Below are 14,491 nucleotides of genomic sequence, written 5' to 3'. Positions count from 1 at the left end.
GGTAATTTTTGAAAGCAATACTTTACACACTGCTAGCTTTAATCGCTTTTGCTGCCAACTCATTGTTGTGCCGAATTGCACTTGCCAATGGGTATATAGATGCGTGGAATTTTACAGCGCTGCGCTTATTAAGTGGTGCGTTGTGTTTGGGAGTCATTCTTTTGTGGCAATCAAAATCATCCTTGCGTTTAGTAAACACTGAATACGCACCAGATAATGGCAGTTGGCGCAGTAGCATTAGTTTAGTTGTGTATGCATTGTGTTTTTCGCTTGCTTATATTGAGTTAGATACAGGTAGTGGGGCGTTAATATTATTCAGTGCTGTCCAATTAACGATGATTGGGTGGGGGATCATAAATAAAGAGCGCTTAAGTGCGATTCAATGGGCTGCATTTATGTGTGCGTTGATGGGATTTATTTATCTCATGCTCCCTTCAGCAACAGTGCCTTCAGTTTTACCTGCTGTTCTTATGTGTACAAGTGGTATTGCATGGGGGGTTTACAGTATTAGAGGTAAAGCATGCAAGTCACCACTGCGTGCTACATCGTATAATTTTTTTAGAAGCGTGTTGATACTGCCCGTATTTTTTATTGTTGGTTTCGCTAGTGTGGCACAATTGAATTGGCAGGGAATTGCGCTTGCATGCGCGTCGGGGGCATTAGCATCTGGCATCGGGTACAGTATTTGGTATATTGCATTGCCACTTTTAAAAAGCACACAAGCTGCAGTTGTACAATTATGTGTGCCAGTGATTGCAGCTATTGCAGGGGCAATATTTTTAGACGAGGTATTATCAGCGCGTTTTATTATTGCCAGCGCCTTTATATTAGGCGCTGTGATGGTATTTTTACTTGCTAAGCAACCGCAGAGCTTACATTCAACACATAGCGCTGATAAAGCATTGGCAGATGAGTCAAAATAGCGTCTTTTCCTAGTAACTCACTGTTATTTATCACATCTCTTAGTGCGGTGATATTTAAATGTTGCATTAGCGTTGTCGAATGTTTTACATGGCTGATGTGCCAAGGCTCAGGCGCAACGCCGCCTAAATCAGATTGATATGGGCGGTAAAAACCATACAGAGCGAGGTTTTTATCAAGCCAACGAGTGAGCGCTGAAAAAGGCCCACCATCTTGATACTCGTGCGCTTCTAGTTGTAATCGGTAATCAACGGGAACGGCTGCTTTATCAAAAATATCGAGATCAGTCCCGAAATGATGCCTACTTGTACCCGGTAGCGCAGAGTAAAGCATAATAGCGTGGCATTTTTCAATGTCGGTTAGACTCGTTAGATCAACGACTTGTTGCTGTTTATTTAATACTGGGCGCTGGCCACTAAATTTTGCATTCCAAATGTGTGCTTGGCGCTCAAAACTTCGAAAACTAGAGACTATCGCAAGCTCAAAGCCAGCTTGCGCAGCGGCTGCTTGTAGTTGGTTAAAATCGACAATAATCTCTTTATGCAGTTTATGAGCGTTATGTTCACTGAGTAACAACTCGCTTTGACCGCAAGCGCAATCGCTGAGCTGCTGAGATGAGAGTTGTTGATAAATCATGTTAATAATTGCTCTAAAATTTGTTCGTAAATATCGGCCAAGGCAATAAGATCGTCAGTGCTTACACACTCGTTTACTTTATGGATAGTGTCATTTCGAGGCCCAAGTTCAATCACTTTTGCGCCCGTTTGCGCTATAAAGCGCCCATCCGATGTACCACCAGTAGTCTCAAGAGCTGTATCTACACCAGTCACTGATTTAATCGCCGCAACTGTGGCATCAATTAGTGGGCCACCTTCAGTGATGAAAGGCTGGCCATTCACAATCCAGTTTAACTCATAGACAAAATCATATTCGTCAAGAATATCAATGACGCGTTGCTGTAATTGTTGATGGGTGACTTCAGTGCTAAAACGAAAATTAAACTGAATCTCTAATTCGCCAGGAATAACATTTCCAGCCCCAGTGCCGCCATTAATATTTGAAATTTGAAAACTAGTGGCAGGGAAAAACTCATTCCCAGTATCCCATACAGTTTGGCTTAACTGAGTAAGTACAGGAGCTGCAATATGGATAGGATTTAACGCCAGTTGCGGGTAGGCCACATGGCCTTGTATTCCTTTTACGGTTAAAAAGCCTGTAAGTGAACCTCGACGGCCATTTTTAACGACATCACCAAGTACATCACGTGATGAAGGTTCACCAACCAAGCACATGTCGATTTTTTCACCACGGGCTTCTAATGTGTCTATAACGCGGGTTGTGCCATTAATAAAAGGGCCTTCTTCATCAGAGGTAATCAAAAATGAAATAGAGCCTTTGTGATCTGGGTGTTTAGTTACAAATCGCTCTGTTGCAACAATCATGGCCGCTAATGAACCTTTCATATCGGCTGCACCACGCCCATGTAACATACCCTCTGTTATCAGGCCTGAAAAGGGAGGGTGCTGCCAGTTTTTTTCCGGGCCCGTGGGGACAACATCAGTGTGGCCAGCAAAGCAAAAATGCGGAGAGCGATCTCCTTTGCGCGCCCAAGTATTAAGGGTGTCTGTAAAAAACAGTGATTCAATATTAAAACCTAGCTTTGCCAGACGTTCATTCATCATCGCTTGGCAATTAGCGTCTTCAGGGGTGACTGAGCGCTTTTGTATAAGATCTTGAGCAAGTTTAATTACGGGATCATTCATAACGCAAAAATCTCATCATATTGAGCCGCTTTATAGCCTAAGTGGTAGTTACTGTTATGGATAAGTACAGGGCGTTTGATCATAGCAGGCTGCTCAACTAAAATAGCCAAAGCGCTTTGCTTATCTAAATTTTCTTTTTGCTCATCAGATAATTGGCGATAAGTCGTGCCGCGCTTATTTACCAGATCTTGCCAATCAATATGTTGTGCAAATTCGCTCACCATTTCATGAGATATTCCGTCTTTACGGTAATCATGGAACTTAAAATCAATGTTGTGATCGGCTAAATGTTTTTTGGCTTTTTTGATGGTGTCGCAGTTGCTAATACCGTAAAGAGTGGTCATATAAATTACTTCTTAGTTATTGTTAATAAAGAGTCTACCCCAGCTGTGACATGAGATAAACCATAGTGTACAGCTCCCAACCTATTACCATTGAGTAAAATCATTGTCGCAAGTAGAGGCGTTTTGAGCTCGCGTAAGTCAAAATAAGCAAGCCGTTCACCTTTGATAATTTTACTGCCGCCTAATTGGGCAATATGGGTATGGGCAATATGGTGTTGATGTGTATCTAAATGCAGTGTTAGTAATACTTTTAAGCCATTATTTGCTTTCAAGATAAATTCACTGCCTGCATTTTTAACTTGTAATAACGTGCCGTTAAATGGTGCTAATATTTTGTGACTTGTAAGTTCAACAATGATGCCCCGCCCAAGAGTGCCGTAACTAAAAAAAGGCTCAGGATGCTCACTTAATGGGCGAACTTTACCACTGAAAGGGCTGCATATTGATATGCTGTTGGGATCTAATTGACGTTGTGGTAAATAGCTAATATCAGAGTATTTCATAGTGCTTAAAGGGATTCGTTGAGTACGTGATAGCCATCTTTTTTTAGTGCTGCAATCGCGTTTTGTATACGCTGTCGTTTAACTAAAACATAATCGGTATCGTAGGTCGATAAAGCAAAAATTGAAATGCTCGCTTTGGCTAAAACACCTGAGATATCAGCCATGATCCCTGTTAATGAAAACCCAAGTGGACCTACGACCTCTAATGCTAACCAATCGTTTTCTGCATCAAGGCTCTCAATCTCAAATGTAGTGGGGCATACGATGGATAATTCGTCGACTGTTTTAGAGATAAAATACATTGATTCTTTAAATAGCGCAGCAGGAATATCACTATTAACATCAAGGCTATGAATCGTAAAGGCTGTACTATGAAGCTGCAATGTTTGCTTTGACATTTTTAAACCCTTTGGCAGTAAGTCACTTATTAATAGTATATACCCAAGCCACCTCAAGATGCGAGCGTCGTTGGAGTTAAAAGCGATAGAGGTAAGTGACAGACTGCGATTCCGAGGTATTCTAGGACTAAAATAACTCATTAACTGCGTTAAAATTAGTTACTGCAAAAAGTAAAGCACCTAATTAAGGTGCTTTACTGATGTCTCACTCGTTATTTTTAACTTGTGATGCTTGAATGGCAGTTAACGCAATTGTGTAAACAATGTCGTCAACCAACGCGCCTCTGCTTAAGTCGTTTACTGGTTTTCTCATACCTTGCAACATCGGGCCAATACTTATTAAGTCAGCGCTTCTTTGCACTGCTTTGTAGGTTGTGTTACCGGTATTTAAATCGGGGAATATAAATACCGTTGCTTTACCTGCGACAGGGCTGTTAGGGGCTTTTTTACGTGCAACGTTTTCCATAATAGCGGCGTCGTATTGTAATGGACCATCGATTATCAGATCGGGGCGTTTTTGCTTTGCAAGTGCGGTGGCTTCACGCACTTTTTCAACATCTGCGCCTGTGCCTGATGTTCCGGTGCTATAACTTATCATGGCTACACGAGGTTCAATGCCAAAAGCCGCGGCGGAGTCAGCAGATTGAATCGCAATATCAGCGAGTTGTTCGGCCGTTGGATCAGGGTTAATTGCACAGTCACCATAAACAAGTACTTGATCAGGTAATAGCATAAAAAATACCGATGAGACCAATGATGATCCCGGTGCAGTCTTAATCAACTGAAGTGCAGGGCGAATAGTATTTGCTGTGGTATTGACCGCGCCAGATACAAGGCCATCAACTTTACCGCGCTCTAACATCATGGTGCCAAGTACAACGTTATCTTGTAGTTGTTCATGTGCTACAACTTCGGTGAGGCCTTTACTTTTTCTGAGTTCAACCATTGGCGCGATATAATCATTGATCACACTATGAGGCTCAATAATTGTTACATTTTCGTTGAGTTCAACACCTTGTTGTATGGCAATGCGTTCGATTTCCTCGCGATCGCCAAGTAAAATTGTTTTTGCAATACCACGTTGACCACAAATAGCGGCAGCTTTGATAGTACGTGGCTCATTACCCTCTGGGAGCACCACGGTTTTAGCAAACTGTCGGGCTTTATCTGTCAGTAAATAGCGAAATGCTGGTGGAGACATTTTACGTGTTTTACCGACACTTTTAGCAAGGGTATCGAGCCAGTCAGAATCGATGTTGCTCGCATTATGATGCTTTACCTTATCGATTCGTTGTTCATCATCACATGGTACTTCCATATTAAAGTTATGTAGTAATAGAGATGTTCGCCAAGTATCGGCGTCAGTGATTAAAATAGGTAAGCCGGTTGCCATTGCTTGTTCGCACAAAGTCATAATACGAGGCTCAGGTCTAAATCCACCAGTGAGTAAAATAGCACCAATTTTAGTGCCGTTCATGGCTGATAAACACGCTGCAACTAATACGTCAGAGCGATCGCCGGGCGTAACTAATAACGCACCTGGCGTAAAGTGGTTGAGAATATTTGACACAGTACGCGCGCAAAAAGTGACACGGCGTAAACGTCGGTGCGCCATATCGCCTTCGTTGATTATTTCAGCTTTTAAATAAGCACATAAATCTTTTACACGAGGAGCGACTAACTCAAAGTCCCACGGTATAGAACCCAATAACATAAATGGGTGTTTTCTAAATATGGGCAGTGAGGCAAGTCTATTGAGTTCATTTTCAAGTTGTTCGGGGTTATGTGTATCCACTAAATCAGCGCGAGCTCGGCCTTCTTCGTCTAAAGGGGCGTTTACTTTATTAAAAATACAGCCCAGTACGCGGGCATGATCAACACCGCCATAGTTGCCTGCAGCAATTTCTAATCGGTCTTCAATTTGATCATTAGTATCGTTGCCTGGTGTAAGCACAAATACGATATCTGCACCTAAAGTTTGGGCAATCTCGCGATTTACTCGCCCTGCATAAGGTTGGCGGCGGGTGGGCACCATACCTTCAATAATAGCGACTTCATCGCTGTTTATCGCATTTTCAAAGCGCTCTACAATCTCTTCAAGTAAGTCATCACCTTTACCATCACCAATCATTTGCTCTGCATACGCAAGCGCAAATGGAGTAGGTGGTGTGATAGGCGAACCTTGAGTAACAATTTGGGTTGACTTTTCTGGGCCAGTTTCACCAGAACGAGGCTGTGCAATGGGTTTAAAAAAGTTAACTTTGACTGCCTTTTGCTCAAGAGCACGAACCAAACCAACAGAGACAGAGGTCAATCCAACGCCTGTTGAAATGGGCACTAACATAATTCGACGAGCCATAATTAGTGCTCCTGCGCAATGGTTGCAGCATCAAGGGCAATAACCCACTCTTCATTCGTAGGCATTACGACCGCTTTGACATTTGCTGCTGTAGAGCTAATAATCCCTTGCTTTGAAAAACGCGCTGCAAGGTTTGCTGTATTGTCACAGTCTAGGCCCAAAAATGAGAGCTGCGCGATTACTTTTGCGCGAATTATATCTGAGTTTTCACCAATGCCACCTGTAAAAATCAAAGCATCTAGGCGTTGTAATGGCACCATAAAAGCTGCAATTTGTTTTGCTAATCGATAACAAAACATGTCGAGTGCGAGAATTGCTTTTTCGTTACCTGCTACAGCAGCTTCTTCGATTGTTCGGCAATCGTTGGAGAGTTCACTAATACCCAGTAAGCCACTTTGCTTATTGAGTAAATCATCGATTTGCTGTGCGCTGTAATCAAGCTGTGTGGTTAAAAAGTTAAATAGGCCAGGGTCAATATCACCACTGCGAGTTCCCATCATTAAGCCTTCGAGTGGGGTAAGTCCCATACTCGTATCGACGCTTTTACCGTTTTTAATTGCGCACACCGAGCAACCATTACCTAAATGTGCACTAATAAAGTTACTATGTTCAATCGATTGATTTAATAATTTAGCTGTTTGTTCAGCAACATAAAAATGGCTTGTACCGTGAAAGCCATAACGCCTAACGCCATAATCTGTATAAAGTTTGTAGGGCAAGGCATAAAGATAAGCTGTTTTTTCCATCGTTTGGTGAAAGGCAGTATCAAAAACGGCAATTTGTGGTAAGCCTTTAAATGATGCCTGAGCCGATGAAATACCTAATAAATTTGCGTGGCCATGTAAAGGAGCAAGTGTTGCCGCTTGGGTAATGCCCTTTATTACATCATCATCAATTAAAACTGATTGGGTAAAATGTTCCCCACCATGAACAACACGATGACCCACAGCAATTAAGTGATCAGCTAAATGATGATCGTTGATCAGCGCAACCAGCGTATCAATTGCAGCGCCGTGAGCTTGGTTTGCCTCAAGTTCAATTTGTTTTTTTACACCTTGATATTTGTACTTAATTAAGGGGGTTGAAGATCCTAAACGCTCGGCAAGACCTGAAATAATTTCTTCAGAGGTTAAAGCATCTAAAATTGCGAATTTTAAACTTGAACTGCCACAGTTAAGAACAAGAACATGGCGAGGTAGAGCTGGTTGAGAAGGCATAACAAGATCCCATTTTTGACAATATCAGTAAGTGAGCATTAAGAGTAAGAATGTAAATTAAAGCAAAGTAGTAATCGGCCGATATATTGCTATGCTTAAGTAAATACTGGCTTGCATTAAAAACGGTTTGTTTAGCTGGTTAAAAAGTAAGTTATTTTCGCTAAAGGCTATTTTTAATGCTAAGTAAATATAAAGTCTAATTGACTTAATGCATGAATATTTTACCTCATTTATTGTTTTAACGTTAGTGATAAGCATGATCAAAAACAAGTTTTAAGGTAAAAAGGTGGAATGGATTTTACACAGGAATGTTACCGCGAGTGTGGTACACTCAAACAGTAAATATTTTTTGATAAACCAGCGATACCTAGGAGCCATGATGCAAAAGAGTGTGATGTCACAAGTTCAAACTGGTCGTGAATATGCAAAAAAATGGCCTCTTCGCAGAGAGCTGGCGCCGCTATTTATCGAATTTAAAGTAATAAAAGCTACCGATCTTGCGATTACGGTAATGCCAATTATCGCTATGCTTACGTTGTTTATGCAGTTGAATTATTTAGGCAGTGATTTTTTGCCTCAAGCAATTGCAATGGCATTATTTTTTCTGTCTTTACCTTTTCAAGGCCTGCTATGGCTAGGAAAACGGGCTCAAACTCAACTTGAACCCGCGATGATGCATTGGTATAAAGAACTACATGGGAAAATGGTAGCAAATGGCTACCAAGGCCAGGTCAATAGCAAAAATCCAAAATACGCTGATTTGGCGCGTTTGCTCAACGATATGTTTGAAAAAATGGATCGTGCCTTTACGAAAGAGAATCTGTAAGGCGCTTAAATTGGCTTACATAAAACGATAAGGTGACAATTTGCTCGCCTTGTTGTTCTAGCTCCAGCCAATGCTCTGGTCTAAATTTCCATGCGAAAGGCGTCATTGTAATTAGATTTTTTACATCTTTAAACGGCAAAGCAATTTGTTGATCTAGTAAACGTTGCTCGACGAGTTCAAACCCTTCAGGTATGTCAATTGGCGTATGTGCATTTACTTCACGGTAAATCTTGTTTTTTAATTCTTTTAAGTGCCAAGGACCTGGACTTGCAACAATAAGTGCTGCTCCTGGTTTTGCTAAACGCGCTAATTCAGTATCAAATAAAGGCGCAAAAATACTGACTAGCACATCAGCCGAATCATCAGCGAAGGGCGCTTGGCTAATTGATGCAACGCTAAAATTACAGTGTTTATAACGTTTGGCCGCGTATTTGATGGCTGATTTTGAAATATCTACACCATACACTTCAATATTACAGGCGTTAGCAATTGCTTGGGTATAAAAACCCTCTCCGCAGCCTAAATCTATGACTGTTTTTGGAACAAGGGTATGGACGTGGTCTGCAATAGTTGATTGTAAAAACTGATAATGCTGCGTGTTTAAAAAATCGCGTCTTGCTTGCACCATATCTAGGTTATCGCCAGGTTGCTTTGAGTTTTTTTGTTGAACGGGTAGTAGGTTTACATAACCTTCTTTGGCGAAATCAAAACTGTGGTTGTTAGTGCATTTAAGCGTGTTTGCGTTCAACTCAAGGGCGTGTTGGCACAGCGGGCATTGATAATTGAGACTCATGAGTCTAAATAATCCTTATCATAAAAAGTTTTTACCCACTGGGGGCGATAGGTGATCAGTAACGTAATAGCCATGCCATTTAGCATCGCTTCAGGAAACCAAATTATGGCACATAAATACAGGTAGTTTTCAGTTAATTCAAACCAGTTATAGCTGAGCGTGAAATAGTAAAAAAGACTAATAGAGAGTATTTTTAAGCACGCGATAATTGCTGCACAGATAAACGCACAGACAAATACGTAGACGAAAAAATGCCGAGGTAGAAGGCTATAACATAGAATAAAAAAAGCATAGCTCAATAATATTGGTAAATAGGCACTGAGTAATAAATGTATGGGTAATTGAGTAACAGTGATTTGCTTAAAAGCCACTAATAGCAAAGTAGCAAGCGAAGCACTCAGTATAGCTTGGCGCCAGCCCAAGATAAGCGTGATAGCAGTGACACCGAGTATATGTAATTCAAGGCCCGGTAATATGCCTGCTTTAATACGCCACAGTAATGCCATTACGACTGTACAAGCAAATAAACCAGTTTGACGCGCAGGTGTTGTCATCAATGCGGTATATTGCGTTTTATTGACGCTGAGTAAAAAAAGGCAGCCAACAATAAACCACGCAATAGATTGCAATTCGAGGCTTATTATTGGCATTATTTTTAGTTCAGTCATTTAGTTATGTGCTAGCTAAACGTTGACCAAATAGGTGCGTGATCTGAGGGCTTTTCAATGCCTCGTAATTCGTAATCAATACCAGCATCGATACAGCGCGCAGCTAAATCCGAGGTTGCTAAAACAACATCAATTCTCAATCCTCGGTTATCATCAAACCCTTTTGAACGGTAATCAAACCATGAATATTGCTCAACAGTGTCAGGATGAAGTTCACGGAACGTGTCTTTGAAGCCCCAATCAAGTAACGTTGCAAGCCATTGACGCTCTTCTGGCTGGAAGGAACATTTGCCTGTTTTTAGCCAACGTTTACGATTTGGCTCGCCAATTCCAATATCTAACTCGGTTGGAGAAATATTGATATCACCCATAACAATGACGTCTTCATCACTGTTGTGGTTTGTATCAAGGTGGGTCATTAAGTCTTGATAAAATTGGCGTTTGTACGGAAATTTAGTTTCATGTGCAATGTTGTCGCCTTGTGGAAAGTAGCCATTCATAACGGTTAAGTCACGGCCATTTTCTTGGCTAACGGTGACGCTAATCATCCGTTTTTGCGATTCATCAGTGTCAGTTGCAAACCCTTTAAATACAGATTTAGGCTCTGCTTTACACAACATAGCAACCCCGTAATGGGCTTTTTGACCATGAAAATAAACGTGGTAACCCATTTTTTGCACGTCTTCTAACGGAAAGGCTTCATCATGAACTTTAATTTCCTGCAAACCAATAATGTCAGGTTGATGTTTATCAATAATTGCTTGTAATTGGTGTAGGCGAGCGCGCAGCCCGTTAATGTTAAATGAAATAACTTTCATAAGATGGCCCTAAATAATTATCTTTTTTTAGATGAGGGCTAAATTCTATCATCAAATAGCGGATGGCACATGCGGTTATTAATAAAAATGAACTGCTGTTTTGTTGAACAAATGATGACCAAGCATTAAGCGTTGTTAATACCATATTAAATAAAAAATTAAATATATAATCCAGTTGATTTGTATGTTTGTGTATATATAATGCGCGCAAACCACCCGTTCATTATTTATTCATTTTAAAGGTACATCATGAAAAAACAACTTTTAGCATTGTTCGTAGCAACTGTTTCTTTCTCACATTCAGTCAGCGCGGCGCAGTATGTTTCAGCGGATCATAAAATTGAGTCTAAGTTATGCTCTATTAGTGCTAATGAAGGTTTTTCTGCAGCCAGAAAAGTGGCAGCGCAACATGGTGTAAACCTATCTCGTTTTTCAAAAAGCATTTTGTGCAATGGTGACGATATTCGTAACATTGCAAAAAAAATCAATGATAATGCTCAACAAGCGAGAGTGATCGAGGTGTTTGCTAAAAATACACAGCAAGAAACTCAGTTATGCATTACAGCTTTAAAGCAAGGACTTGCACCCGTTAAAGAAAAAATTGGTAACTTAAATTCACTAAAATGTAATGGTGAAGTAGTAACAGATTTTGTGAAGCGTTATCAAAACGCCGCAATTTAAGTATTTGCAATGCATGCAATTTTTACATGCTTGTATGAAATGGTTGCAGTGAGGCAGGTTGGTGAATGACCTGCGTTTCATTAATTTATTGATTTTTAAGGTTTTTAAAGTTGGCATTTAACTTGTTTGTATTTGATTGAAATTAATCAATTACAAGGAAATTTCTTATGAAAAAGTTAACTTTAGCATCTACTATTTTAGCTGCTCTGAGCTTATCAGCATGTTCGACATCTTCAATGCCAAAAATCGACAGTAATTTTGGTAGTTTAGATAATGACGATGATGGCTACATCTCAAAAGTAGAGGCTGATGATGACAATATTTGGGAACATTTCTCAAACATTGATACAAATATGGACGAGCAGATCAGCCGTAAAGAATTTAATAGTTATATGCAACTCAATACCGGTAAAGTTGCCAGCGATACAGAGGTTGCTGACTCTGCTTTTAAAGCCGACATTGCCAAATTTGATCCGATTGAAAACGATTTTAGTTCTTTAGATAATGACCGTAATGGTTTTATCTCTATCAGTGAAGCAAACGATGATGACATAGCAAAACACTTCGGTTATATGGATACAAACCAAGACAAACGTATAAGTCAGCAAGAGTTTATAGGTTATATTCAAACTTATGGTAGCGATGTTGCTGAAGATGAAGCACTTGAAATGATCAAAAATAGTTAATTTATTTACGCTTATTAAATCATACCAATGCCAATAGCTTCGTTATTGGCATTTTTTATGTATTTTTAACGATTGTTTTTCCTAGTTTCAGTTAGATCTGTCATAATAATGCGTTACATAAGCTTATTAGATAAAGGGTAGGTATGGCGGGTCGGCGAATTAGTGATGAGCAACTTGTTGAGATCATTGAAGCGGCGATATTTGTTGCTGGAAAACCCCTCACTAAACGGCATATAAAAGACACGGTGTTAATTGATTTAAATATTTCAATGGCACGGATCACTCACGCTGTAGAACAAATACAGCTGCATTATCAAACACGCGGAATTCGTTTGGTAGAAGTTGGGAGTGGTTTTCGATTTCAAGCGTGTGCGAGTCTAGGTCCGTGGTTAAGTAACCTGTGGCAAGAGCGTGCACCAAAATACTCTCGAGCATTATTAGAAACCCTTTCACTTATTGCATATCGACAACCGATCACTCGGGGCGAGATTGAGCAAGTACGAGGTGTGACTGTTGGCTCGGGAATTATTAAAAATCTGCTCGAGCGTGAGTGGATTAAAGTCGTTGGGCATAAAGAAGTACCGGGGCGGCCCGCTTTATATGCAACAACTAAACAATTTTTAGATTATTTTTCGTTAGCGGGTTTAGATAGCTTACCTCCGTTGCCTAAGCAGCAACAAAGCAAAATCGACCAGCTATTGAGTGATCCTTCTGTGAGAGAACTATCCGAATGAGTATACAAGGTGAAAAGTTACAAAAAGTATTGGCAAGAGCAGGTGTTGGCTCTCGTCGTGAAATGGAAAAATACATTGATGCAAATCGCGTGAGTGTAAATGGCAAAGTGGCAAAGTTAGGCGATCGCGTAGAAGAAACCGATTTGATCCGTGTTGACGGCCACACTGTTAAAATTGAAGAAAAAGCAGAACGAATTTGCCGTGTTATTATGTATAACAAGCCTGAGGGCGAATTGTGTACACGTAAAGATCCAGAAGGACGCAGAACAGTATTTGATCGTCTCCCACGTGTTGATGGCGAACGTTGGATTGCTGTGGGCCGCTTAGATATAAACACGGCGGGTTTAATGTTATTCACCAACGACGGTGAATTAGCGAATCGCCTAATGCACCCAAGTTATGAAGTTGAGCGTGAATATTCGGCACGTGTATTTGGTGAGGTAACAGCTGAAACAGTAAAAAACCTAACCAGAGGTGTTGAACTTGAAGATGGTATGGCTAAATTCCTTAATATAAAACCGCTGGGCGGTGAAGGTATTAACCGTTGGTTTAATGTTACGTTAACTGAAGGGCGTAACCGTGAAGTGCGTCGTTTATGGCAATCACAAGATGTCGAAGTATCTCGTCTTATTCGTATTCGTTACGGCAAGCTAGAGCTCGATAAACGCTTACCACAAGGTGGTTGGGCTGAATTAGATTTAGAAACAGTCAATTACTTACGTAAAACGGTAAAACTGGGCCGTGAAACGCAGACTAAATTGTCAGTTATGCCAGAAAAGCGTAAAGATAAGCGCGCCAAAATCAACCAAATTCGTAAAGCGGTTAAAAAACATAATAATCGTGTTAAGCAGACAAAACGTCGCTAATTGTTTTGTTAGCATTAAAAAAGCCGCTTAAATAGCGGCTTTTTCGATCGGGACTATTGTCCGAAGTTTAGGTTATACCAATCGTATTAAGTTACTGACCATTTATAACGCAGTTAGCGCTTTATTTAACTCGCTAGAATAGTTAAATATTTAAGTTGATTGGTATTACTTAGCTTGTGCGTCTAATGATTGGCCATTCACGTCTTTTGAATCATCACTCATTAAATATAAGTACGTTGGCATTAAGTCTTCAGGGCATGCCAGTTTATCTCTGTCTTCGCCCGGATAGACACTAGCACGCATTGCAGTATGAGTAGCACCTGGATTGATACAGTTAATACGAATATTGGTTTTACCTACTTCACACGCCCACGTTTGCATCATACCTTCAACAGCAAATTTAGAGATTGCGTATGCACCCCAAAATTCACGGCCTTGGCGGCCAACACCAGATGAAGTAAAGATAATCGATGCACTTGGTGATTTTCTCAGTACTGGGAACATGTATTTAGTGATCATTGCTTGAGCCGTGACATTAACTTTCATGATGTTGTCAAACGTTGATGAACAAAAATGCTCAAGTGGCCCTAATGAACCAATAATACCGGCATTATTAAGTAAGCCATCAAGTTTACCAAACTGCTGCTCTATCGTGACACCTAAGTCTCTAAAGTTTTGTTTTGTTGCACCTTTTAAATCCATCGGTACAATTGCAGGCTTTGGACCACTTAATGCGATGATTTCATCATAAACGGCTTCAAGCTTGCTGGTGGTTTTACCTAAAAGAATCACTGTTGCGCCATGCTTTGCATAAGTAAGTGCAGCAACTCGGCCGATGCCATCGCCGGCACCAGTAATTAAGATCACTTTGTCTTGCAGGGCATTTTCAGCCGCTTTGTAAGTTTGCATAAGAA

The 14,491-nt window shown here is 40.5% G+C and carries 17 protein-coding genes; 6 read left to right on the top strand and 11 right to left on the bottom strand.

Going from position 1 to position 14,491, the window contains the following annotated elements; all coding sequences use genetic code 11:
• Positions 1-8 precede the first annotated feature (8 nt).
• Positions 9-923 (top strand): DMT family transporter, encoded by a 915-nt coding sequence (locus ACJJVX_RS14470; protein WP_054206515.1) that lies wholly within the window; start codon positions 9-11, stop codon positions 921-923.
• Here ACJJVX_RS14470 and ACJJVX_RS14465 read toward each other — a convergent pair.
• The 7 genes from ACJJVX_RS14465 to ACJJVX_RS14435 form a co-directional block, all read right to left on the bottom strand.
• Entirely contained in the window at positions 856-1,557 is a 702-nt protein-coding gene (locus tag ACJJVX_RS14465; protein ID WP_405632028.1) for a M15 family metallopeptidase, read from the bottom strand. The genes ACJJVX_RS14470 and ACJJVX_RS14465 overlap by 68 nt on opposite strands.
• Positions 1,554-2,684 carry a succinyl-diaminopimelate desuccinylase gene (dapE, locus tag ACJJVX_RS14460; protein ID WP_054455663.1) on the bottom strand — a complete coding sequence of 377 codons (1,131 nt, stop codon included), beginning with the start codon at positions 2,682-2,684 and terminating at the stop codon, positions 1,554-1,556. The genes ACJJVX_RS14465 and dapE overlap by 4 nt, the downstream gene beginning before the upstream one ends.
• Positions 2,681-3,028, bottom strand: coding sequence for an ArsC family reductase (locus tag ACJJVX_RS14455; protein WP_054206518.1), 348 nt, complete (start codon positions 3,026-3,028; stop codon positions 2,681-2,683). The genes dapE and ACJJVX_RS14455 overlap by 4 nt, the downstream gene beginning before the upstream one ends.
• Before the next feature lie 5 nt (positions 3,029-3,033).
• A complete protein-coding gene (locus tag ACJJVX_RS14450; RefSeq protein WP_054206519.1) occupies positions 3,034-3,531 on the bottom strand; it encodes a PTS glucose transporter subunit IIA in 498 nt (165 codons plus the stop codon).
• A gap of 5 nt (positions 3,532-3,536) precedes the next feature.
• Positions 3,537-3,929: an ACT domain-containing protein gene (locus ACJJVX_RS14445; protein ID WP_054206520.1), complete on the bottom strand. Its 393-nt coding sequence runs from the start codon at positions 3,927-3,929 to the stop codon at positions 3,537-3,539.
• Positions 3,930-4,134: 205 nt separating this feature from the next.
• Positions 4,135-6,288 carry a phosphate acetyltransferase gene (gene pta / locus ACJJVX_RS14440; protein WP_054455665.1) on the bottom strand — a complete coding sequence of 718 codons (2,154 nt, stop codon included), beginning with the start codon at positions 6,286-6,288 and terminating at the stop codon, positions 4,135-4,137.
• A gap of 2 nt (positions 6,289-6,290) precedes the next feature.
• The gene (locus ACJJVX_RS14435) at positions 6,291-7,505 is read right to left on the bottom strand and encodes an acetate kinase (RefSeq protein ID WP_054455668.1); all 1,215 of its coding nucleotides are present in this window, start codon (positions 7,503-7,505) and stop codon (positions 6,291-6,293) included.
• A 379-nt stretch (positions 7,506-7,884) separates the two neighbouring features.
• On the opposite strand from ACJJVX_RS14435, the gene yfbV reads away from it, so the two are divergent.
• Entirely contained in the window at positions 7,885-8,331 is a 447-nt protein-coding gene (gene yfbV / locus ACJJVX_RS14430; protein ID WP_169328292.1) for a terminus macrodomain insulation protein YfbV, read from the top strand.
• Here the strand turns inward: yfbV and rlmA are convergent.
• The 3 genes from rlmA to xthA are packed head-to-tail and all read right to left on the bottom strand — an operon-like array spanning position 8,312 to position 10,610.
• Positions 8,312-9,124, bottom strand: a complete 813-nt coding sequence (gene rlmA / locus ACJJVX_RS14425; protein WP_054206524.1) for a 23S rRNA (guanine(745)-N(1))-methyltransferase — start codon at positions 9,122-9,124, stop codon at positions 8,312-8,314. The genes yfbV and rlmA overlap by 20 nt on opposite strands.
• The gene (locus ACJJVX_RS14420) at positions 9,121-9,768 is read right to left on the bottom strand and encodes an energy-coupling factor ABC transporter permease (RefSeq protein WP_064435982.1); all 648 of its coding nucleotides are present in this window, start codon (positions 9,766-9,768) and stop codon (positions 9,121-9,123) included. Before ACJJVX_RS14420 ends, rlmA begins: the two co-directional genes overlap by 4 nt.
• A gap of 35 nt (positions 9,769-9,803) precedes the next feature.
• On the bottom strand, positions 9,804-10,610 hold the full coding sequence (gene xthA / locus ACJJVX_RS14415; RefSeq protein WP_054206525.1) for an exodeoxyribonuclease III: 807 nt from the start codon (positions 10,608-10,610) through the stop codon (positions 9,804-9,806).
• A 249-nt stretch (positions 10,611-10,859) separates the two neighbouring features.
• Here xthA and ACJJVX_RS14410 point away from each other — a divergent pair, with 249 nt between their 5' ends.
• The 4 genes from ACJJVX_RS14410 to rluB all read left to right on the top strand — a co-directional run bounded on the left by ACJJVX_RS14410 (position 10,860) and on the right by rluB (position 13,577).
• A complete protein-coding gene (locus ACJJVX_RS14410; protein ID WP_054206526.1) occupies positions 10,860-11,291 on the top strand; it encodes a hypothetical protein in 432 nt (143 codons plus the stop codon).
• A 167-nt stretch (positions 11,292-11,458) separates the two neighbouring features.
• A complete protein-coding gene (locus ACJJVX_RS14405) occupies positions 11,459-11,977 on the top strand; it encodes an EF-hand domain-containing protein (protein ID WP_405632025.1) in 519 nt (172 codons plus the stop codon).
• Between the two features lie 143 nt (positions 11,978-12,120).
• A complete protein-coding gene (scpB, locus tag ACJJVX_RS14400) occupies positions 12,121-12,711 on the top strand; it encodes an SMC-Scp complex subunit ScpB (protein ID WP_054206528.1) in 591 nt (196 codons plus the stop codon).
• The gene (rluB, locus tag ACJJVX_RS14395; RefSeq protein ID WP_054206529.1) at positions 12,708-13,577 is read left to right on the top strand and encodes a 23S rRNA pseudouridine(2605) synthase RluB; all 870 of its coding nucleotides are present in this window, start codon (positions 12,708-12,710) and stop codon (positions 13,575-13,577) included. The genes scpB and rluB overlap by 4 nt, the downstream gene beginning before the upstream one ends.
• 165 nt (positions 13,578-13,742) lie before the next feature.
• Here rluB and ACJJVX_RS14390 read toward each other — a convergent pair whose 3' ends face one another.
• A complete protein-coding gene (locus ACJJVX_RS14390) occupies positions 13,743-14,486 on the bottom strand; it encodes a YciK family oxidoreductase (protein WP_054206530.1) in 744 nt (247 codons plus the stop codon).
• Positions 14,487-14,491 lie beyond the last annotated feature (5 nt).

The organism is Pseudoalteromonas sp. Ld20, from assembly GCF_045064175.1.
Taxonomy (GTDB): Bacteria; Pseudomonadota; Gammaproteobacteria; order Enterobacterales; family Alteromonadaceae; genus Pseudoalteromonas; species Pseudoalteromonas neustonica.
Note: the sequence above shows the minus strand (reverse complement) of the source record. Positions and strands in the feature narration are given on the sequence as shown.